At 65.8% G+C, this 19,044-nt stretch carries 17 protein-coding genes; 1 reads left to right on the plus strand and 16 read right to left on the minus strand.

Annotation, left to right across the window (positions count from 1 at the left end):
- Positions 1-8: 8 nt before the first annotated feature.
- Genes QP803_RS15105 through QP803_RS15130 form a run of 6 tightly spaced genes read right to left on the minus strand, consistent with a single transcriptional unit; the run spans position 9 to position 4,756 of the window.
- On the minus strand, positions 9-605 hold the full coding sequence (locus QP803_RS15105) for a prepilin-type N-terminal cleavage/methylation domain-containing protein (RefSeq protein WP_284944302.1): 597 nt from the start codon (positions 603-605) through the stop codon (positions 9-11).
- Positions 602-1,000, minus strand: a complete 399-nt coding sequence (locus QP803_RS15110; RefSeq protein ID WP_284944303.1) for a type IV pilus modification PilV family protein — start codon at positions 998-1,000, stop codon at positions 602-604. The genes QP803_RS15105 and QP803_RS15110 overlap by 4 nt, the downstream gene beginning before the upstream one ends.
- Positions 990-1,445, minus strand: coding sequence for a prepilin-type N-terminal cleavage/methylation domain-containing protein (locus QP803_RS15115; RefSeq protein ID WP_284944304.1), 456 nt, complete (start codon positions 1,443-1,445; stop codon positions 990-992). Before QP803_RS15115 ends, QP803_RS15110 begins: the two co-directional genes overlap by 11 nt.
- Entirely contained in the window at positions 1,429-2,646 is a 1,218-nt protein-coding gene (locus QP803_RS15120) for a type II secretion system F family protein (RefSeq protein WP_284944305.1), read from the minus strand. Before QP803_RS15120 ends, QP803_RS15115 begins: the two co-directional genes overlap by 17 nt.
- Positions 2,646-4,343, minus strand: coding sequence for a GspE/PulE family protein (locus tag QP803_RS15125; protein WP_284944306.1), 1,698 nt, complete (start codon positions 4,341-4,343; stop codon positions 2,646-2,648). Before QP803_RS15125 ends, QP803_RS15120 begins: the two co-directional genes overlap by 1 nt.
- Positions 4,340-4,756, minus strand: coding sequence for a lytic transglycosylase domain-containing protein (locus QP803_RS15130; protein WP_284944307.1), 417 nt, complete (start codon positions 4,754-4,756; stop codon positions 4,340-4,342). The genes QP803_RS15125 and QP803_RS15130 overlap by 4 nt, the downstream gene beginning before the upstream one ends.
- A 45-nt stretch (positions 4,757-4,801) precedes the next feature.
- Between QP803_RS15130 and gspG the strand changes: the two genes are divergently transcribed.
- Entirely contained in the window at positions 4,802-5,257 is a 456-nt protein-coding gene (gene gspG / locus QP803_RS15135) for a type II secretion system major pseudopilin GspG (protein ID WP_284944308.1), read from the plus strand.
- A 41-nt stretch (positions 5,258-5,298) separates the two neighbouring features.
- Here gspG and QP803_RS15140 read toward each other — a convergent pair whose 3' ends face one another.
- The 10 genes from QP803_RS15140 to QP803_RS15185 all read right to left on the minus strand — a co-directional run bounded on the left by QP803_RS15140 (position 5,299) and on the right by QP803_RS15185 (position 18,868).
- Entirely contained in the window at positions 5,299-6,099 is an 801-nt protein-coding gene (locus QP803_RS15140; RefSeq protein ID WP_284944309.1) for a type II secretion system minor pseudopilin, read from the minus strand.
- Positions 6,099-8,399 carry a type II secretion system secretin GspD gene (gspD, locus tag QP803_RS15145; RefSeq protein WP_284944310.1) on the minus strand — a complete coding sequence of 767 codons (2,301 nt, stop codon included), beginning with the start codon at positions 8,397-8,399 and terminating at the stop codon, positions 6,099-6,101. Before gspD ends, QP803_RS15140 begins: the two co-directional genes overlap by 1 nt.
- Positions 8,400-8,428: 29 nt before the next feature.
- Positions 8,429-9,064, minus strand: coding sequence for a type II secretion system protein GspM (gspM, locus tag QP803_RS15150; protein WP_284944311.1), 636 nt, complete (start codon positions 9,062-9,064; stop codon positions 8,429-8,431).
- Complete coding sequence (locus QP803_RS15155; protein WP_284944312.1) at positions 9,061-10,116, minus strand: PilN domain-containing protein; 1,056 nt, start codon at positions 10,114-10,116, stop codon at positions 9,061-9,063. Before QP803_RS15155 ends, gspM begins: the two co-directional genes overlap by 4 nt.
- Positions 10,117-10,272: 156 nt before the next feature.
- On the minus strand, positions 10,273-10,812 hold the full coding sequence (locus QP803_RS15160; RefSeq protein WP_284944313.1) for a hypothetical protein: 540 nt from the start codon (positions 10,810-10,812) through the stop codon (positions 10,273-10,275).
- Positions 10,809-12,788, minus strand: coding sequence for a heavy metal translocating P-type ATPase (locus QP803_RS15165; RefSeq protein WP_284944314.1), 1,980 nt, complete (start codon positions 12,786-12,788; stop codon positions 10,809-10,811). Before QP803_RS15165 ends, QP803_RS15160 begins: the two co-directional genes overlap by 4 nt.
- The gene (locus QP803_RS15170) at positions 12,785-13,882 is read right to left on the minus strand and encodes an SPFH domain-containing protein (RefSeq protein ID WP_284944315.1); all 1,098 of its coding nucleotides are present in this window, start codon (positions 13,880-13,882) and stop codon (positions 12,785-12,787) included. The genes QP803_RS15165 and QP803_RS15170 overlap by 4 nt, the downstream gene beginning before the upstream one ends.
- Positions 13,879-14,964: a protease modulator HflC gene (gene hflC / locus QP803_RS15175; protein WP_284944316.1), complete on the minus strand. Its 1,086-nt coding sequence runs from the start codon at positions 14,962-14,964 to the stop codon at positions 13,879-13,881. Before hflC ends, QP803_RS15170 begins: the two co-directional genes overlap by 4 nt.
- Positions 14,961-16,877 carry an SPFH domain-containing protein gene (locus QP803_RS15180; protein ID WP_284944317.1) on the minus strand — a complete coding sequence of 639 codons (1,917 nt, stop codon included), beginning with the start codon at positions 16,875-16,877 and terminating at the stop codon, positions 14,961-14,963. The genes hflC and QP803_RS15180 overlap by 4 nt, the downstream gene beginning before the upstream one ends.
- A gap of 95 nt (positions 16,878-16,972) precedes the next feature.
- Complete coding sequence (locus tag QP803_RS15185; RefSeq protein ID WP_284944318.1) at positions 16,973-18,868, minus strand: alkaline phosphatase family protein; 1,896 nt, start codon at positions 18,866-18,868, stop codon at positions 16,973-16,975.
- Positions 18,869-19,044 lie beyond the last annotated feature (176 nt).

The following is a 19,044-nucleotide window of genomic DNA, read 5'->3' on the forward strand; positions in this document are numbered from 1 at the left end:
CCTTTCGTTCAGTCGCTGTCGGCCTCGCGCATCGGCGCCACGATCACATCCGGCCAATGCCGGGACGTATCGTCGATATGCACACGCACGAGTTCAGGCGGCTCGATGCCCTGCCATTGATCCACCCAGCCCGCCGGTTGATGGCGCGACGGCGGGCGGAAATAGGCGAAGGTCACCCGCCGCACGCCGGACAACAGCGTCGCCGACTGGGTGACGAATGGCACCAGCCGCCGGGCATGCAGATGCGGCGTCCAGCGCAGCACAAGCCCATGCGCGTCATCGACGCTCAAGATGATATCGGCGAGGCGCGTGGGGTTCGCCGGCGCATTCGCCGGCAGTTCCGTCGTGAAGATCAGGCGCCCGGCATCACCCCGGATGGTCGGCGCATGCGGATCGTCCCCCGGCGCCATCCGCGCCAGCAGCGCACGCAAGGTACGGTCCGTGGAATCGAGGGCGCTGTCGCGGTCGATGCCCCGCGCCTGCCTATCGGACACCGCCACGCCGAAGCGCAGGCCCTGCGCCAATCCAGCGACGATGAAGCCGAGCACCACGAGAGAGACGAGCGTTTCGACCAGCGTGAAACCGGCCTCAGGGTCCGGCCTCATGGCGTCGCCGCCGCGAAGCCGACCACGCGTTCGGTATCGAGTTGCACGCGGCGGCCCGGTGCATCGCCCCAGGACACAGCGACGCTCACAGCCAGCAGCGTCTCATGACCGGATGCCAGCGCACTTGTGGCCAGCGGCACGATGCGAAGATGCCAATGATAGCCGTCTCCCTCATCGCCTTGGCGATCGCTCGGCTGCGGCGCATCCCCGATGGCGGCGAGGTGGGATTGGGCGCGGGCCATCGCCTCCTGATAGCGGGCCGAAAGGCTGGTCGCCCGCAACCCGTCCAGCCCGGCATGGGCCAGCACGCCCAGTGCCAGGCCGGCGATGATGAAGGCGACCAGAACCTCAATCAACGTAAAGCCCGCTTCGGTTCTGCGGTGGTCAATGCGCATTGATCACATCGACCCGCCCGCTCAGCCAATCCACGCCGACCAGGATGCGCCGCCCCGGCATGCCGAGCACGACAGCGCCGCCGGTGGCGCTGCCGTCCGGCGCAAAACTGAACAGAGCGCGGCGGGGCGCGGTGCCGTCGGCCATCTGTGCCGCGAGCGGGAGCCAGGCGGGAAGCGCCGGCCGCGCGACACCGTCCATCGTCAGGCGATGCGAGGGCAGGTCAAGCATGACCAGCACGGCGCGGTCATTTGCGATGGCGCGGCTGCGGCCGAGGCGAAAGGTCTGCGCCACCTCACTCGCCGCCGCCCGCGCCTCCATGCCGGGGCTGCGCGATGGTCCGCGTGCCAGCAGCAAGGCGCCCGTGAGGCCCATGATGACGATCACGACCAAAAGCTCGATCAAGGTGAAGCCCGCCTCGGTTGACCTCTCATTGCGCGAGATCATTGAGACCCAGCATGGCTTGCATCAGCGAGCCGACGATCAGGGCGATCACGCCGCCCATGCCGATGGTGATGGCAGGGGTGAGCAGCGACACCATGCGCTGCACCGCCAGACTCGTCTTTTCCTCATGGATATCAGCGGCGCGCAAGGCCATCGGGCCGAGTTGCGCCGTCTCCTCCCCCAATTGCAGCAGATGGATGGTCCGCTGCGGGAAAAGCCCAGATTCTCCGAGTGGCCGCGCGAGCCCGGCACCGCCGCGCGCGCCGATGGTCGCCGTATCGAGCGCGCGCACACCGGCGGCATTGCCCAAAACCTCGCGCACGATGTCGAGCGCGGTGATCAGCGGCATGCCATTGATGAGCAGGGTGCCGAGCGTGCGCGTGAAGCGCGCGGCCATAATCTCCCGCGCCAATCCACCGATCACCGGCAGGCGCAAGCGCATCCGATCGAAGGTAAAGCGCGGCCCCGGTTGACGCAGCAATCGGTTGGCGCCGAGCACCAGAAGGGCGAGCGCGCCAAGGCCCGGCAAGCCCCAATGGCCGAGCAGGCTGCCAGCATCGATCATCAAACGCGTCGATGTCGGCAAGGACGCGCCATTCTCCGCGAACAGGGGCACGAATTGGGGCAGCACATCCGTCAGCAGCAGTACGATGGAGCCGACTGCCGCGAGCATCAGCACAGCGGGATAGATCAAAGCCGAGGTCACCGTCGATGCCAAAGCGCGCTCCCGCTCCAGCAGCGTCGCAAGCCGTTCCAAAGTCGGCGCCAGAGCGCCACCCGCCTCCCCCGCGCGCACCAGACCGACGTAAAGGCGCGAGAAGGTGGAAGGATGTTTGGACAAGGCTACGGCGAAGGCGCTGCCATCCCGCACGGCATCGCGCAGGCTGTTGAGCAGACGCGCGGAGCGGGCATTCGGCGCCGTCTCGACCAGAAAGCGCAGCGCGCGATCCAGATCCTGTCCCGCCCCGAGCATGACGGCGAGTTCGCGCGTCATGTCGGACACTTCCTGGGCACGCAGACCATTGCGGCGGAAGGCACCGATGTCGATGCCGCTGAGGCGTCGCCTGCCATCCGTTTCGACCCGCATCAGGATGCTGCCCTGGCGGCGCAGACGCTCCACCAGCGCCGCTTCGTCTGGCGCGTCCAGCACGCCCTGGCTGAGCTTACCGCCGCTGCCGATGGCGACGTATCGGAAGGTCGGCATCAGGCATCCGCCCGAATGCTGCGCATGACTTCCTCGATCGTCGTTGTCCCATCCAGGGCGGCATCGAGCCCCGCATCGAACATGGTCTGCATGCCGGCCGCGACGGCCGCGCGCTCGACCTCGCTATGGTCGGCGCGGGCGAAGATCAATCGTTCGACCGCCTCGTCCGGCACCAGGAACTCGCAAATGGCGAGCCGGCCGCGATAGCCGGTGTTGCGGCATTTCTCGCAGCCGACCGGATGCCACAGCGTGACGGTGTTTTGGCCTCGCCGGTCGAGGCCGAAGCGACGCACAAGTTCGGGCGGTGCCTCGGCGGCGCGGCGGCATTCGGGGCAGAGCCGCCGCACCAGGCGTTGCGCCAGCACCCCGCGCAGCACCGCTGTCATCAGGTAATCCTCCAACCCCATGTCGCGCAGGCGGGTGATGGTGGCGGCGGCGGAATTGGTATGCAGCGTCGACAGCACGAGATGCCCGGTCAACGCCGCCTGCACGGCGATCTGCGCCGTCTCGATATCGCGGATTTCGCCGACCATGATGACATCCGGATCCTGCCGCAGGATCGACCGCAGCAGCGAGGCGAAGTTGAGCCCGATTTGCGGACGCACTTGAATTTGGTTGATGCCACCGAGCTGAAACTCGATCGGATCTTCGATGGTGACGACTTTCCGGCTGACGGAGTTCAGACCGAGCAGACCGGTGTAGAGCGTGGTCGTCTTGCCGCTGCCCGTGGGGCCCGTGACCAGCACGATGCCATTGGGCAGATTGAGCGCCTCCGTGAACTGCCGCGCGATGGCGGGCGGCAGGCCAAGACGCGCATAATCGAAGGCGACGGCGCTGCGGTCGAGCACGCGCAGCACGACGCTCTCCCCATACAGAGACGGCACGGTGGAGACGCGAAAATCCACATCCTGGCCGCGCACCGCCAGCCGGATGCGTCCATCCTGCGGCAGGCGGCGTTCGGCGATATCGAGATGCGCCATGATCTTGATGCGTGAGGTGATGGCCGCTGTCATTTGCGACGATGGGCTGTCGATTTCATGCAGCACGCCATCGAAGCGATAGCGCACACGCAGCCGGTCCTCGAAAGGCTCGATATGAATGTCGCTCGCCTGCGTCTCGACCGCACGCCAGATCAGTTGATTGACGAGGCGAATAACCGGTGCGTCACTCGCGAGATCGCGCAGCCGCTCGGTATCTTCCTCCAAGGGCGCGGCATTTGCGTCTGCATCCTCCGTCTCCTCTTTCTGATCGGGATAGAGCCGCTCGAAGGCGGCTTCCAACTCGATCGGGACGGCGATTTCCAAGCGTATGCTTTGGCCAGTGGCGGCCGCCACGGCCTCAGGCGTGAAGGCATCGAGCGGATCGGCAACCGCGAGGACCAACGTGTCCCCATCCTGCCCGATCGGCATCACGCGCGCCGCGCGCAAGAACGGCACCGACAGACGCTCGGGCCATAGCGCCTCGGCCGGATAGCCGCCTACCGTCGTCATCGGCAGATCCAGGAGCCGCGCATAAGCGCCCGCGAGGCTACGCTCCGTCACCAATCCGAGTTGACTGAGCACCCGATCAAGCCGCTGGCCGTTATCCTCCGCGACGCGGCGCCCACGCTCCACCGCCTTCGCGTCGCAATGGCCTTCACTCACCAGAAGGTCGATCAGCGCCTCCAGCGGCGTCACCTCTTGTCTCAAAACTGTCATGAGCTGGGCTCGGCATTTTCGAACATCAGGGTGGCTGCGCGAAGCACCTGGTTCTGATAGTCTCGATTGAGGACGGCGGTGTGGGAGTGGTAATCGCCGACCGCGCGCAGCAGATCACCGCCCGTCTCATTTAGATAGGTTCGCATGATGGCGCCGGCGGCCGCGATGTTGAAACATGGCACATTCGTCAGACGATCGCGCACGATGTCCTGCGATAGATGGGTATAGGCTTGAAGAGCGGGGAGCCAGCTTGTGTTGATCTGCATCACGCCGAGATCGGCGGTGCCATTCGTATCGGCGCGGACCATGCCGGGGCTGCCGCCTTCCACCGCTTGGATGGATGGCAGCACGCGCGGCGGCAGCGCATAAAGATGCGCGACAAGAGCCATGCAAGCGAGATAGGGAACGGCCATCAACTTTCCTCGTCACGCACATCTATGAGAATACAAGAGGCGACAATGAGCAACGACACTCCGACGACATCGACCGATCAGCCTACCGATCGCGAAAGCGGCTTTACGCTTCTGGAACTTTTGGTGGTCATCGTGATCATCGGGCTTCTCGTGGGCTTTGTGGCACCCGCGGCGCTGCGCCAATTGGGCGGCGCACGCGTCTCCGTCGCAAAGCAGTCGATCACGCGCATGGGTGCGATCCTGGACATGTACAAGCTCGATGTCGGCAGCTATCCGGCAACCTCCGACGGATTGCACGCGCTGATCGAAAAGCCGTCCGACGCCACGAATTGGAACGGCCCCTATCTCAAGAGCGACACCGGTGCGGTCGATCCTTGGAACCACCCTTATGTCTATCGCTTCCCCTCCGACCGCAGCGGACATGATTATGATCTCTGCTCGCGCGGACCGAACGGCACGGCGTCGGATACTTCCGACAGCGGCATGATCTGCAATCCGTAACGACTGTATGAGACGGAGTTCGACGCCCGACCATGACACCGTCACAGCGACTGCCAATTCAAGATACGAAACGGCCGCCCGCGCGGATCGGGCACCAGGCGCACAGTCGCGCGACGCGTGAAGCGCGCACCGCCTCGCCCGACAGCCGTCGCCGTAATCGTCACCGTCGGGTCGCCACCCTCGTCTATGCCGGCGGCCGCTGCGCCACCCGACTGTTGCGCGACCAAGGCCAAGGCGCGCGCCACAAAAGGATCGGCGGCGGCAAGCGCCGGTGTGTCATTCTCTTGATAGATCGATATATGCGGTAGAAGGCAGGCCCGCAGCGCGGGTGTTATGCCAATGACAAGACCGATCTCATCGCTCGTCTCGAAGGGCGCCCCAGGCGGCGCATAGCCTAATCCCGCCGCGCGATACGCGACTGAGGGATCAACGCCGCTCGCCGGCGCGCGCCAGGCGAGAATCGCCTGTGTGATGGCCGCAGATTGCGGAGCGGATGCGCCGCACAGCGTCAGCATGGCGCCGAGCAGAGGCTCGTCTGCCGCATTCGGGTTGATCTTGCCGGCGACATTCTCGACCGTCACATCGGCGACGCCCGCGGATAGCACCAAATGATGGCGCCCTTGCAAGGGCCAATGCTGCGGTGGCGGCTCCAAAAGATGAAACATTGTGTCCTGGACCGCGCCATCCGCGACCGCTTCGGCCACCGCCGAAGCGCGCAGATTGCTCGCGAGCTGCGCCTCGCTGCGGCCGGCCGATAGCACTTGCGTCAGGATCAAGGATAGCAGAACGAGCGACCAGAGGACGATGAGCAGAGCGAACCCCGCCTGCCTCCGGTCAGGCATTACTGCGACCCACCCCATTGCCGGATGCGGGCGTCCGGATCGTCCGATCCGCTCGGCCTCAGACCTTGCAGATATTGCGGTACGGCGGCGGCCGAGGGCAATTGCTCACGCAAATCCTGGGTCAAGGCCAGCGCGTCTCGCTGGTCATGCACCACATGGGGCGTGATCAGCACCAAAAGCTCGTTGCGCGTGCGCGAATTGCTCTGCTGCCCAAAGAGCGATCCGATAATGGGCACATCTTTCAGGAACGGCACGCCCTGATTGCTTTTGGTGACGCTGTCCTGAATCAACCCAGCGAGACCGATGGTCTGGCCATCCTGCACCACGACGCGGGACTGCACGTCGCGCTGCGTGAAGGTCGGCGAAGAGATTCCGCCGGTGCTGATCGTCGTGCTCGCCGCCGTGTTCACGTTGCTGACCTCTTGCGAGATGTCGAGCGTGACCAGCCCTTCACTGCTGACGCGCGGCGTGACTTCCAGAATAACGCCGGTCTGCTCATAGGCGACCGAGTTGATGACGTCCGAGGTGCTGGTCACTGTGCTCTGCGCCTGCTGCGTCAGATACGGCACGAGGTCACCCACTTCCAGTCGCGCGGGCTGATTGTCCAGCACCATCAGCTCGGGCGATGACAGCACATGCACGGTACTCACGGCCTGGAGAAGACTGAGTGCGACCTGGGATGCATTGCTGCCGGCCAAGAAGTAGCCGGCAAAGCTGTTGGTGGCATTGAAGACAGACGACAGCGTGCCATTCAAGCCGCCCGACTTGAAGAAGAATTGCGTGCCATATTGCAGCGCATCGTTGAGCTCGACTTCGGCGATGACAGCGTCGATCCGGACCTGCAAGGGGATGATGTCGATCTTGCGCAGCGTTGCCATGACTGTGTCGAGTTCCTGCTGTGTGCCGTAGATCAGCAGGGAGTTGTTGACGGAATCAGGGATGATCCGCATCGTATTCGCGTTGGAGGCGCCGGAACCGGAACTGCCGCCGCTCGCGTCCAGTCCGCCGAGCAAGGGATTAGCGGAACTCGCCGCAGCTCCGGACGATGTCGTGCTGCCCAAACCGCCGCCGGTGGTGCCCAGGCCACCGAGGCTTCCGCCGCCGATTCCGCCGACACCATCACTGCCGGCACCGCCCTGCCCGATGCTGGTGATGCCGCCGCTGCTGGACCCGGAAGCGCTGCCCGAACCCGACTTGAGCTGTGCGGTCGGCGTGGGTGTCGCCGTCACATGGTCAGGCGTGAAGGCCTGTTGGAGGACATAGGCGACGTCGTTGCTGTGGCCGTTTTGCAGATAGTAGACCGTCCAGCTGCGCACCGTGTTCTGCTGACGCTGCTGCATCATTGCAAAGACTCGTTGCGCTTCTTGAATGGTACGGGGTTCGGTTGCGGCGACCAGAACGGCGTTGATCCGCTCCATGGGAATGACGCGCGGCGCACCGCCCCGCGTACTCGTCGTCTGGCTCCCGGATGAGGCGCTGCCACCCAAAGCCTGCTGCAAGGCCGTCGCGACATCCTTGGCGTTGCCCTCGTCCACCGGGAACAATGCGAGAGATTGCCCGGCCAAACTGTCGACATCGAAAGCCGCAATCAGTCCGACCAAGGCATCCCGCGATTGCGGATCACCCGAAACGACGATCGCGTTGCTGCCACTATCGGCCGCCAGTTTCGTGCCCTGAGTGACAAAGGGTTGCAGCACGCGGGCCAATTCTTCGGCCGAGGCATAGTGCAGCGGAATAACCTGGCCGCCGCCATCGCCGGGTGCTGAGGCGAGGCCCGGCTGATTGGCGCCCCCTGCCGGCACGATGCGATACAGTGGCCCGTTATTGATCAGCGTCGCGCCCGCCTGGCTCAGCAAGACCTGCAAGGTCGGAAGGAGCTGGTCGTTGGAAATCGGCACCGAGGTGTGAAGTGTCGCAGTGCCATGTACAGCAGGATCGATCGTGTAATTGACATGCAGAATGCCACCGAGAATCTGGGCCACCACATCCCGGATATCGGTATCGGCAAAGTTCAACGATGCGCCGCCGTCGGTGACGGCGCCACTCGTGCCAGATGCCGCGGTCTGGTTGCTGGCAGCCGCCACGCCCGAGCCGTAGCTCACCGATGTGCGACCGAGCGAGGCGATGCTGCCGACAGAACCATTCTCGCGAACGGAGGCCTCGCCCGTGCCAGGTGGCACTGGTGTCAAAGCCTGCGGCGCAGGCGGAAGAGACGGTTTCGTGCAACTCGCGAGCAAAAGCAGGGCAAGGCCGCAGAAGAGCCGGTGTACAGACCGGTCGCGTTGTCGATTGCGCGTCACGTCAATCCCATCTCTCGGGCATCCATTGATCAAGGTTGTGGATCAGCCTGCGCATGCAGGTCGTCTGCGCGACCGGCGGCCAAGCGGAGTGCCAGCACGACGAAGCTCGCTTCCAGCGGCGCATGGCCGGTGGCACCCGGACTCTGCGGACCAGCGTCTGCCACGGCGTGAAACTCCAGGTCATCGACCAGAAGGCGCAGATCGCTGGCGTCGATCGCTTGGAGCAGGGCGATCAGCACCGGCCAGCGGCCGCTCAGGGCGATGCGAAGCGCGATCTGCCGGAACCCGCCTTGCTGCACGCCCGGCAAGGCTTCGGTGCTGGTCAGCGTCGCGCCCGCGGCCGTCGCCATGTCTTGAATTTCGCCCTGCAAGGTCGCGGCGGCGATGGCGTCGCTGTCGCCGCCGAGCAAACTGGCGGAGGGTGCGGCACCGGCCTGGCTCGCTGCGGCCAGCCGGCGGAGCGCCGGCAAATCGCGCGCGCGCGCCGCCATGTGCTCAAGCAAGATGCGCGACGCGGCAAGATCGTCCGACCGCGCTGTGTACCAACCGATGAGAGGCGACGCCACGGCGAGCCACAGGAAGGCCGCTGCGACCAAGGCCAGGGCGACCGCCAGCATCTGTCCGCGCGGTCCCTCCGGCAGACCGTCGCTCCCTTTCTGGATCATGGCGCGACATCCGCGCTGATGGAGAACAGGTCGGCGTGGGTGCTGTCATCCCGTGTGACAGGCGCCGCGAAGGCGGGGTCGATGATCGTGGGATCGGCGGCGAGCCGCGCGATCAACTGCACCGCCGTGCGGGATTCCCCGTCGATCCGCAGCTTGCGCTGCTGCAAGGTGAGGTCGGTCAGCCAGCTATCGTCGGGCAGCGCATTCGTCACCGCCGCGATCGCACGCAAGGGGTCGCCGACTTGCTGGCGCGCCGCAGCCAGCATGCTGCCGCCGGCGGCCTGAGCCTCGATGTCACGCCGGAGGCGTGCCGCCTCGGCAACGGTCGGGCGCAGCGCCGCGATCCGCGCCCCCACATCCCCGAGCGCGATGGACTGGCGCAGAAACGGCAGGCCGATGAGGGCCAGAAGCAACACCGCGCAAAGGGCTATGCCGGCACGCAGCGCGGGCGTGACGCGCGCGCCACCTTTCCCCTCTCGCGACGAAAGGTCGATCCGCCGCACACGGTCACCCTCCGGTGTGGCAGGCGCCTCCAGCAGCGCCGGGCGGGCTCCCGCAGAGGCAAGCGTGTCGATGATCGGCGCGACGGCGCCGCGTGGCCCGAGCGTCAACCGCAGGTGAAGCCGCGCATGGGCACGGTCCCTGCGGGTGACGGTCCATCCCCAAAAGGTTTCGGCGGCGGTGAAGGGCGTCAGCCGGTCCATTTCGTATTGCAGGACCTGGTCCAGCCCCCGCTCCGCCGCCAGGGGCAGAACCACGTCCCGCTCCAGCAGGCTGCCGGCGCGCAGGCGAAGCCGCACGACGGCACGCGGCGCGCGGGCACGCAGAGCGCGCAGCCGCGCCAAACCGCTGTCATCGAGCAGCAGGCGTTCGAATGCCCCGTGCCGCGATCCCGTATGGGGGCTGACATCGACCGTGTCATGCGTGGCGCCGGGCACCGAGACCAGGGAGATGAGAAAGCCTTGCCCCTCATCGGCCTCGCGCCCCCGCATCCTGTCGGGGAGCAGACTGAGGAGCTGCCGGGCCCACCAGCCCATGAATTGATTGATCATATTTGTCGGTCTTGCCAAGCCGGCGACTGTTTAGCGGCTCAGTCCCAGCTGTCTGTCGCAGTTTGATGACAACTTGGCGCGGTGCTCGGAAGGCGGATAACGCTGCGCTCATCCGCCCTACGATGTAACAGTGACTGTCGCCAAACGTCTCGCGGTCTAAGGCTGCCAGAAGACGTTGCTGCGCTTGCCATGAAGCACGCGCGACCCGACCTTGCCGAGCTTACGCGGCTGGATGGGCAGGTTGGCGTAGCTCAGGCGGAGACTCGCGATGCGCCCGTCGCGCATCAAAGTCACGCCGCCATTGTCGATGTCCGTGATGGTCCAACCCGAGAGCGTGGCGCCCTGCCCCACCACGACCGACTTGGCGCTGCCATCGGCGCTTAGAGGCTGGAAGATCGCCAGGGACGTCGTCGCGAAGTGGATCGTGCCGGACAGGCGCGGCAGCACATCCTGCCCTGGGCCGACGACAGCATCCGGCCGCCGGTCCAACGCGAACAAGGGGCGGCCCAGCGTCGTGCTCGCCCAGTCGTCGATCGGTGGCGCGTCCGGCGCGGTCGCGGCGGCGACCGTCATCGGCGCCGAAGGGCTGTCGGAAACCGGAACGCGCATCGGCGGCAACGCCTCGGCCGCAACCCCGCCGGCCAGCAGAAGCGCCAGGCCGCCGACAGCCCAGGAAAGGCGACCGCTCGGCGTCATTCAGCCGCCTGGAGAATCGGCGACTCCATCACTACACGGCCGCGCGGCGCGATCAGCCCGGTCTCATCGAACAGCAACAGGCGGCCGGAATTCGCCATGCCGAGCAAGGTGCTGAAGTTGTGCACCACCGCCGCGACAATGGCGCCCTCGGCGCCCAGCAATCCGCAGGCCGCCAGCACGATCAGGATCACGGTCCAACCCAGGCCGAGCGCGACATTGATGTGGATGGTGCGCCGGCAGCGGCGGCTGAGGCGGATGCAGGTCGCGAGCCGCCGCAAGTCGCTCGTCATCAGCACGAGATCGGCCGAGGCCAGAGCAACGTCGGTCCCCTGCGCGCCCATCGCCACCCCGACCGCGCCGGCCTTGAGGGCCAGGCTGTCATTGATGCCGTCACCGACCACCAAAGGCCGAAAGCCTTGCCGCACCTCATCCAGCACGCGCTGCATCTTCTGCTCGGGCAGCGCTTCGGCGGCGATATCGGTGATGCCGAGCAAGCCCGCGATGCGGCGGGCCACGGTCGCGCGGTCGCCCGTCAGCAGCAATTGACGGTTCAGGCCGAGAGCGCGGAGCGAGGCCATCGCCTCCCGCGACTCGGGGCGCGGCTCATCCGCCAGCATCACCCATCCAAGGAAGCGGCTGCCCCGGCTCAGGCCGACCATCGGCCCGTCATGCATCGGCACGGGGCCGGTCATGGCGCCAAAGGTCGCGAGCAGAGCGGGCCGACCCATCGCCACCTGCGCGTCTCCTTGCCAGGCGTGCATGCCGAGCCCCCGCTCCTCGCGCGGTTCGCGCAGCAGCGGGCGTTCATCGACAGGGGCCACCTCGGCGAGGGCGCGGCTGACGGGATGGCTGCTGGCGCTGCCCAGGCTCGCGGCCAGGCCGAGCAGATCGGCTTCCGACACGCCTTGGGCCGGACGCGCGCCGACCAGCGTGAGTTCACCTGTCGTCACTGTGCCGGTCTTATCGACCACCACGGAGGTGACTTCGGCGAGTTGCTCCAGGAAGGCGGAGCTTTTGATCAGGATGCCGTGCCGCGCGGCGACAGCAATAGCCGCCACCGCCGTCGCCGGCGCCGCCAGCACCAGGGCGCAGGGGCAGGAGGCGACGAGCACGGCCAGCATGGCCGGCGTATTGCCGGTGGCAAACCAGACGCCGGCGGCCACCAGCAGGATCAGCACCATGTAATGGCCGGAATAGGCTTCCAGCAGGCGCGTAACGGGCGGCTTGGCGGCCTCCGCCTTGTGCATCAGGGCGACGATCTTGCCGAGCGTGGTTTCGCCGCCAACCTTGGTGACTTCCACCGTCAGGCCGCCGTCGAGGTCGATCGACCCGGCCAGCACCACATCGCCTTCGACCGCATCGATCGGCACGGATTCGCCGGTGAGGGAGGCAGTGTCGATGCTGGCGGCGCCCTGGCGGATGACGCCGTCCACCGGCACACGGTCACCGGCATGAAGGGCGATCAGGTCGCCCACCCGCAAATGCTGCGTCGATACTTCCTCATGCGTGCCGTCGGGCCGCACGCGAATGGAAGTGCTCTGCACCAGGCGGCTGAGGGCGTCGATCGCTTCCCGCGAGCCGAGCAGGCTGCGCTCCTCCAGCACATGGCCGATGATCATGACGATGGGCAGGATCGCCGCCGTCATCAGGTCGCCCGTCGCCCAGCAGGCGACCAGCGCGAGGGCGACAAGCTGGTCGCTCATGCCATGCAGGCTGGGATGGCGCAGACTGGCCCAGGCGGCGGACAGGACCGGCACCGCGACGAGCAGGGCGGCGAGCCCAGCCACCAGCTCCGCGATGCCGCCATCGGCCGGGAAGACCACGCGCCAGAGCAAGGCGATGCCCAGCAGGCCGGCGGCGAACATCGACAGCGTCAGACGCATCGCCAGCGACCAGCGCTCCCCGAAGCTCAGTAGGGACGTTGTGCGCGTTTCCTTGGTGCGCGGTTCGGCCGCGCCCATTGCAAGGCCGCTCATGGCGTCGGCCCCGGCAGCACGAGCTGTTTTCCGCCCCGCATGTCGATCGCCGTCACATCGCCGACGCGCTGCAAGATGGCGGCAATCTGGTCCTGATAGGCATGGCTAAGCAGCGTATCGCGATTGGCCGGCGTTTCCTGCGCTTCCAGCGCATCCACGGGATCGGTGCTGGCCATCGCCGTGCGAATGCGCTCATCCGCGGCGGCCGAGGCAGCGGCGAGCAATTCGTCCCGCTGGCGGTCGGCTTCCTGCGTCATCCGCGCGGCATCGGTGCGGGCGGCGGCGGCGCCCTGGTCGGCGATCTGCGCCGCCGTCAGCACGGCATCGAAGGCGGCCTTGGCCACCGGCGGCAGCAAAGCCACGAGATCGACGCGACTGATGGACACGCCCAGATCCTGGCCTGTGGCGCGGAGCGCCGTCAGCCGCTCATTCATCGTGGCGACCAGGTCGCTTCGCAACGCCTGGCGGCGCGCCGCCAGCGCCACGACCTTGGGGTCGCTGGCATTGTTCGCGTCTACATCCGTCTGGTCGGGCTGCGCGACCAGGAAGTCATCCAGATGGCGCGACGCCGCGAGATAAATTGCGCTCGCCAGAAAGGTCCGCTGCAAGGCCGGCAGAACGTGATCCTCGACCAGCAGATAGGCCGTCGGATCGGTGATGGTGTAAAACAAGGTCGCGTCCAGGGACACGACATTGCCGTCACCCGTCATGATATAGGCGGAGTTGTTCAAGTCCCGATCACCTTGAAGATGGATGACGTCGTCATTGGGTTCGAGCTGCATGTCGGTCTCGTCCGATTGGAAGCCGGTCTGCTGCGCCTGCACCTTGTAGGCGATCTGCTTGTCGGGCGCGGGCAGCAGCCGCACCTGCTCGATCGGCGTCGGCCAGGCGAGCAACAAGCCCGCTTCCTGCACCCGGTTCACCCGCCCGAAGCGGAAGACCACGGCCCGGCTGTCAGGTGGCACCTGGCGCAGATTGGTGGTGAGCCACCCGGCGGCCAGCACGAAGACCATGGCGTAGAGCATCAGGAAGCCGAGCCGCACTGAGCCCGCGAGCGGCCCCTTCAGCGCCGGATCGGCGGTGGCGGCGCTCATGGGGCACCGGTGGCGTGGCTCTGGTCGAGCAAGCCCATGACCGAGGATGCCCCCCCATCGGGCTTGTCGTCTTTTGGCGGTTCGGGGTCCTGGGCGTCTGGCGGTGTCGTCTTGGTTGTGAAGTCAATCGGCGGCCCTTGCACCAGCACATTGAAGGGCGCGGCATCCGTGCGCAGGATCAAACGAGTATGCGGGCCGACCACGGCGCTGACCGTATCGAGCGAGCGGAGCAGCATGTAGAGTTGCGGGTCACGCGCATAGCTCGCGGCATAGATCTGCGCCGCCTTCTGGCGGGACTGCGCCTCGATCGCAGCGGCATCCGATTGGGCGTCGGCGATGGTGATGCGGGCGTCGCGCGCGGCGTCGGACCGGATCTGCGCGGCGACACGCAGGCCTTCCGCCGCGCGTTGCGCCGCCACCGTCTCCCGCTCAGCGCGCATGCGCGCGACAGTCGCGGCCAAGGTTTCGGACGGAAGACTGAGACGCTCGACGCCGACCTGCTCGATCTGAACGCCGTAAATGTCGAGCACCTGCTGCGCCACATTGCCCTGAAGCTGTTGCTCGAAGGCCGCGAGGCGCACCTTGCTGGGGTCCGTGTTCACGAGATCGGCGAGGTTGAAGTTGCTCGCGGTGATCTGCAGTGCGGAGCCCACGAAGCTGCGCAATTGTCGCGCCGCCTCATCGGGATTGTTGCCTGCAGCGCGCAGGAACTGGCGGATATGGCCAGGGTCGGCAGGCACGCGCCAAGCGAGGTAGGTCTGCACCAGGATGCGAAGTCCGTCCCGCGTGCCGACATCCTCCAGCCCGCTCGACGTGGTGCGCAGGCGCAGGTCAACGTTGATGGTGCCTTCGATCGGCGCCGGCACCTTCCAGGCGAGGCCAGGCCGCGTCAGCACCCGCAGAGGATCGCCGAAACGCGTGACGACCACGGCCTGCCCGTCTGACACCATGATCTGCGAGGACACCACGACCGCGCCCAGCAGGATGACGGCGGCGAAAACCATGCGGATGGCGCGGCGTCCGCGCGGGCGCGGAAGGGGCGCCGCATCCGGATCTTCGATGGCGATGTCATGTGCGGTCATTGCGAATTGTCCTGATTATCGAGCGCCGGCAGAGACGACCCCGCCGCGCCCGCGGGTGGCCTCAGGTCGAGCATCGGCGCATTGGGATAGCCGAGCCGGCTATCGATGATTTCCAGTGCCGCCTTGCTCAACGCCACGCGAAGATTTCCGAAATACCGCTCGACCAGGAAGGCCCGTCCTGAGTCGCGGTACGCGAGGGTATCGGCGTTGGACTGCCAACGCTCGACCGATGCCGAACTGACGAGTTCGGCCGCAGTTGCCTGCGCATTGTCGCGCATGTCATGGCCTTGCGCTGCGGCGACGCTCAAGGTGCTCTGCGCCCGCCCCTTCTCCTGCGAATCCTGCATGGAGGCGACGATCTGCTCCGTCTGCACGCCGCGATAGGCCGCCGCCGCGCCGCTGGGCGGATGTAGCGATTCCACCACCAGGGCCACGACCTGCAGGCCGGTCCGTTCGCGGTCGAGGTCGGCCTGCACGGCACCCCGCAACTGTGTCTCGATCTCCTGATTACGCTCTCCCAGAACCTGGGGAAGGGTGCGCGTGGCGAAGAAGTGGGAAAGTTCGCGACCCGCCAAGGACCGGACAAGCGCCGTGGAGTCGACCTCACCATACAGCGCCCGGCGGGCCGAATCGTCATCGAGACCGATGCGATACAGCACGGTGATATTGACGCTGACCGTCTCGAAACTCTGCCGATCCGCACTCTGGCTCGCGATAATATACGAGGTATCGTTGCTAAGTTGCTGATCCCACAGTTTGTTGGCGCTGGTCGGCGCTGGCCCATCGGCGGTCGAGAGATCCGGCGGCACCCTGCCGCCGCTGATCGTCGCACCGACCGGCAGGGCATGGATCACACCGTATTCGACCAGGCGGACGCGGCCGAAGGGCCAAGGCAGCAGCAGATGCAAGCCGGGCCGCAGCATAGCGACCGGGGCGCCGAACCGCTCATAAGAGCCGCGCTGGTTCAGGTCGATGCGCGCGACGCCGGAGAGGGCCCAGGTGAAGACCAGCAGGGCCAGCAGAACCGGCGCGGCGGCAGTGCGGGCATAAGCGACCGCCCAACTGCGCGTAATGTCGATGCCGAATTGCGTGCGCATACGCCGCGCCATCTCTCCGGGCCGGAGAGCGCCAGGCTGCAACAGGGACGCGAAGGCACTGCCGATGGCGGCCTTAGCGGCTTCCGGCACGGGAAGCGGCAGGAACCAAACGGCCAAGGTGCGCACGGCCAGTTCCGCCGCAACGGCATACAGGAAAATTGCCACCAGCGTCGCGGCCCAGGTGCCGACCGGCAAGCCGAAGCCGGCGGCGGCGAGGATGGCGATATGGGCGAAGATGGCCAGCGGCGGCAGACGCAGCAGCGCCGCCAGTCGCGCGATTTCGGGGAGCCTGGCAGGTGAGGTCGCGGACATTGTCCGCTCGATCACCATGAGCAGGAAAGCGGGAACCATCATCAGGCCGGCCGTCACGGGCCAGGCCGGCAACCCGGCTTCCATGATGTTCGGTAGCGGAGGCCATGCATGGAGGATCGCCAGAGCGACGAGCGCACCCGCCAGGACCAGCACGGCTTGCGGCCAACCCGCGACGACGGTGGCAGGGGCTCGGCGGACCCGCGTATCCAGACCCTCTGTCCGCAGGGTGCGATGCCGACCCCAGGCCAGAAGAAGACAGGCGAGCGTTCCGGTCAGGGAGAGTGCAAGAGCGCCACCAAGGGCGCCGAGGGTGCCCGCCCGCAGGAAAGCATCCAGGGCCGGCATGCGGCCAAAATGATGGTGGGCCCAGATGGCCAGGCCCACGGCAAGAAGCAGAAACAGGCCTTGCAAAACCGCGATCCGACCGAGCATCCGCATGATGCCCCTGGCGTCCGCGAAGGCGGGTAGCGACGTCAATGGGATCTCGACGACGGGAGAAGACACCGGTCGCGTCATTATTCACCGACTCTCAAAAAGGAAGTCGGAGCCGCACGCGTGCGGCTCCGACTGTGGTCTCAGGCTAGGTGGTAGAGCGACAGTTAACGGCTGCCGTAGAAGTTAAACATGTCCATCATATCACCGATCGCGGGGCTGTTGACCGGCGCATAGGGATTGTCGGCATAGGCAACCGGGTCGGGCAGATTGTCACGGCTCGTCTTGGACACCGTCTCAAGACCCCAGTTACGTTCGACGAACTTCAGGAAAGACACGTGGTCCGAATAGACATGCGAGACATGGCCGCCGGTCGAGTAGGGCGAGACCATGATGGCAGGAATACGCGTGCCGTCACCGAAGAAGTCGAGCGGCTGGATATAGCCCGAGTCCCAGTATCCGCCGCCTTCGTCGAAGGTGATCAGGATCGCGGTATGGGCCCAAAGCTTCGGATTGGCCTTCACTTCATTGATGATGTTGGCGCTGAAGGATTCAAACAGGCTCAGCTTCGACGAAGCGGGATGGCCGTCGAGCAAACCATCCGGCTTCACGATCGAAACCGCCGGGAGATTGCCCGCCTTGATGTCGGACACGAGGTCCGGCACGTCCTTAAGATGCGTCGCGCGCTGGGTAGCGCTTGTCATGATCGACGTCTCGTACTGGAAGGGATTGCAGATGTTGCAATAGATTTCGCCCAAGTCGCTGGACGGGTCCTTCACGTAATTGTCCCAACCAGCGCCGTAATACTTCCACGAGATGTTATGCTCGTTCAGCGTATCGGCGATGGTGTGAACTGCGGACGGCGGAATGGTGAAGGTCGAGGTATTGACCGTGCCATCGCCGAGATAGCCCGGGTTGTAGTTGTTCAGAAGGTAGTAGGCGTCCTTCTTGCACTTCATCGCCGGATGGCTCGGAATCGCCTTCAGAAACTTGTGGATCGAGTCCACGCCGGGCTGCGTATCGTCGGAGCAGTTGCTGTACGAACCGCCCGAATACCCGTCCTGAACCCACCAGTTGTTCGTGCCGGCCTGGGAATTCGGATTTTCGATTTCATTGGCCGGCGGCGTGGCGACATGGCCCTGGCCATCTGTGTAGTAGATCGCGAGGCCGGTGCCGAGGGCGATATGGTTGGCGCCCGTGCCGCCCATGATCGACTGATGGAAGTTGTCGCTGATGGTGTACTGGTCAGCGAGGGCCTTGAAGGTCGGAACGTCGCCCTTCGCCATGTTGTAGAAGCCCATCGAGGTCGAGCCTTCGCCCGTCGACAGAGCGTTGAAGCCAGCCGCCTGCGGCTTGCCGTTGGTGCCGGCGCCTTCGGTGGTTTCGGTCCAGGGGAAGAGGTCGTTCAAGCAGCCGGAGGGATTGCCCGCGGTGATGTGCGCGGCGGAGCAATCGGTTTCCTGCCACATCTGGTAGAAGCGATGCACCGGGCTCGCGGTGTATGCGTCATACGGCATCTTCGGGCCGGTCAGCTCGAACGGGCCGTTCGGAAGGTTCGCGGCATTGGGGATGCGGGTATCGACGACGTCCGACGCGAGGCCGGTGGCGCCCGTGGTCAGCAGCTTGTAGTCGGCCGGCGGCAGGCCGTCCTTGAGTTCCGTTTCGACGGCGGCGACGGCCGCGACTGTCGCGAAGGGCGGCGGGTTGTTGTCAGCGGCCTTGCTCGGCGCGCCATCGGTCGAAGGAGCCGGAAGGGTCGAGTACAGGGTCTTGGATTTGGGGTTATGCGTGTAGTCAGCCTTCTGCTGCGCCGAGAACTGGCCGGCGTCGCGGAAGTTCTGACCCGGCTTCCCGTCGGCCGTAACGATGCCTTCGGACAGCAGGTTGAACACCCGTTCGCCATGCTGCGGCTTATACGTCGCAAAGACATGGTCGAAGGTGCGGTTTTCACCGACGATGACGATGATGTGCTGGATCGGCGTAATGGCGCGGGGCGAACCGACCATGTTGTCGACGCTCTGGCTGGTCGGGCTCTGCGCGAATGACGGAACGACAGGCGCCACGATGAAAGAAGCCGCCGTTGCTGCGAGAATCGCTGCGCGCAGCGGTCTCCTTGTTTGTATCCACATACGAGATTCCACTGGATTAACCTCCACAATTTAAATCGCCGTCCCGATAGGTGCTGACATACCTCGGGTAATTGGCTGGGAGGCGTTTTGTAATATGGCGCGCATGGCGT

Source organism: Acidisoma sp. PAMC 29798 (genome assembly GCF_030252425.1).
Classification (GTDB): Bacteria; Pseudomonadota; Alphaproteobacteria; order Acetobacterales; family Acetobacteraceae; genus Acidisoma; species Acidisoma cladoniae.

Coding starts and splice junctions, on each gene's coding strand:
- QP803_RS15105 (WP_284944302.1), bottom strand. CDS start 605: ATGAGGCCGGACCCTGAGGCCGGTTTCACGCTGGTCGAAACGCTCGTC.
- QP803_RS15110 (WP_284944303.1), bottom strand. CDS start 1,000: ATGCGCATTGACCACCGCAGAACCGAAGCGGGCTTTACGTTGATTGAG.
- QP803_RS15115 (WP_284944304.1), bottom strand. CDS start 1,445: ATGATCTCGCGCAATGAGAGGTCAACCGAGGCGGGCTTCACCTTGATC.
- QP803_RS15120 (WP_284944305.1), bottom strand. CDS start 2,646: ATGCCGACCTTCCGATACGTCGCCATCGGCAGCGGCGGTAAGCTCAGC.
- QP803_RS15125 (WP_284944306.1), bottom strand. CDS start 4,343: ATGACAGTTTTGAGACAAGAGGTGACGCCGCTGGAGGCGCTGATCGAC.
- QP803_RS15130 (WP_284944307.1), bottom strand. CDS start 4,756: ATGGCCGTTCCCTATCTCGCTTGCATGGCTCTTGTCGCGCATCTTTAT.
- gspG (WP_284944308.1), top strand. CDS start 4,802: ATGAGCAACGACACTCCGACGACATCGACCGATCAGCCTACCGATCGC.
- QP803_RS15140 (WP_284944309.1), bottom strand. CDS start 6,099: ATGCCTGACCGGAGGCAGGCGGGGTTCGCTCTGCTCATCGTCCTCTGG.
- gspM (WP_284944311.1), bottom strand. CDS start 9,064: ATGATCCAGAAAGGGAGCGACGGTCTGCCGGAGGGACCGCGCGGACAG.
- QP803_RS15155 (WP_284944312.1), bottom strand. CDS start 10,116: ATGATCAATCAATTCATGGGCTGGTGGGCCCGGCAGCTCCTCAGTCTG.
- QP803_RS15160 (WP_284944313.1), bottom strand. CDS start 10,812: ATGACGCCGAGCGGTCGCCTTTCCTGGGCTGTCGGCGGCCTGGCGCTT.
- QP803_RS15165 (WP_284944314.1), bottom strand. CDS start 12,788: ATGAGCGGCCTTGCAATGGGCGCGGCCGAACCGCGCACCAAGGAAACG.
- QP803_RS15170 (WP_284944315.1), bottom strand. CDS start 13,882: ATGAGCGCCGCCACCGCCGATCCGGCGCTGAAGGGGCCGCTCGCGGGC.
- hflC (WP_284944316.1), bottom strand. CDS start 14,964: ATGACCGCACATGACATCGCCATCGAAGATCCGGATGCGGCGCCCCTT.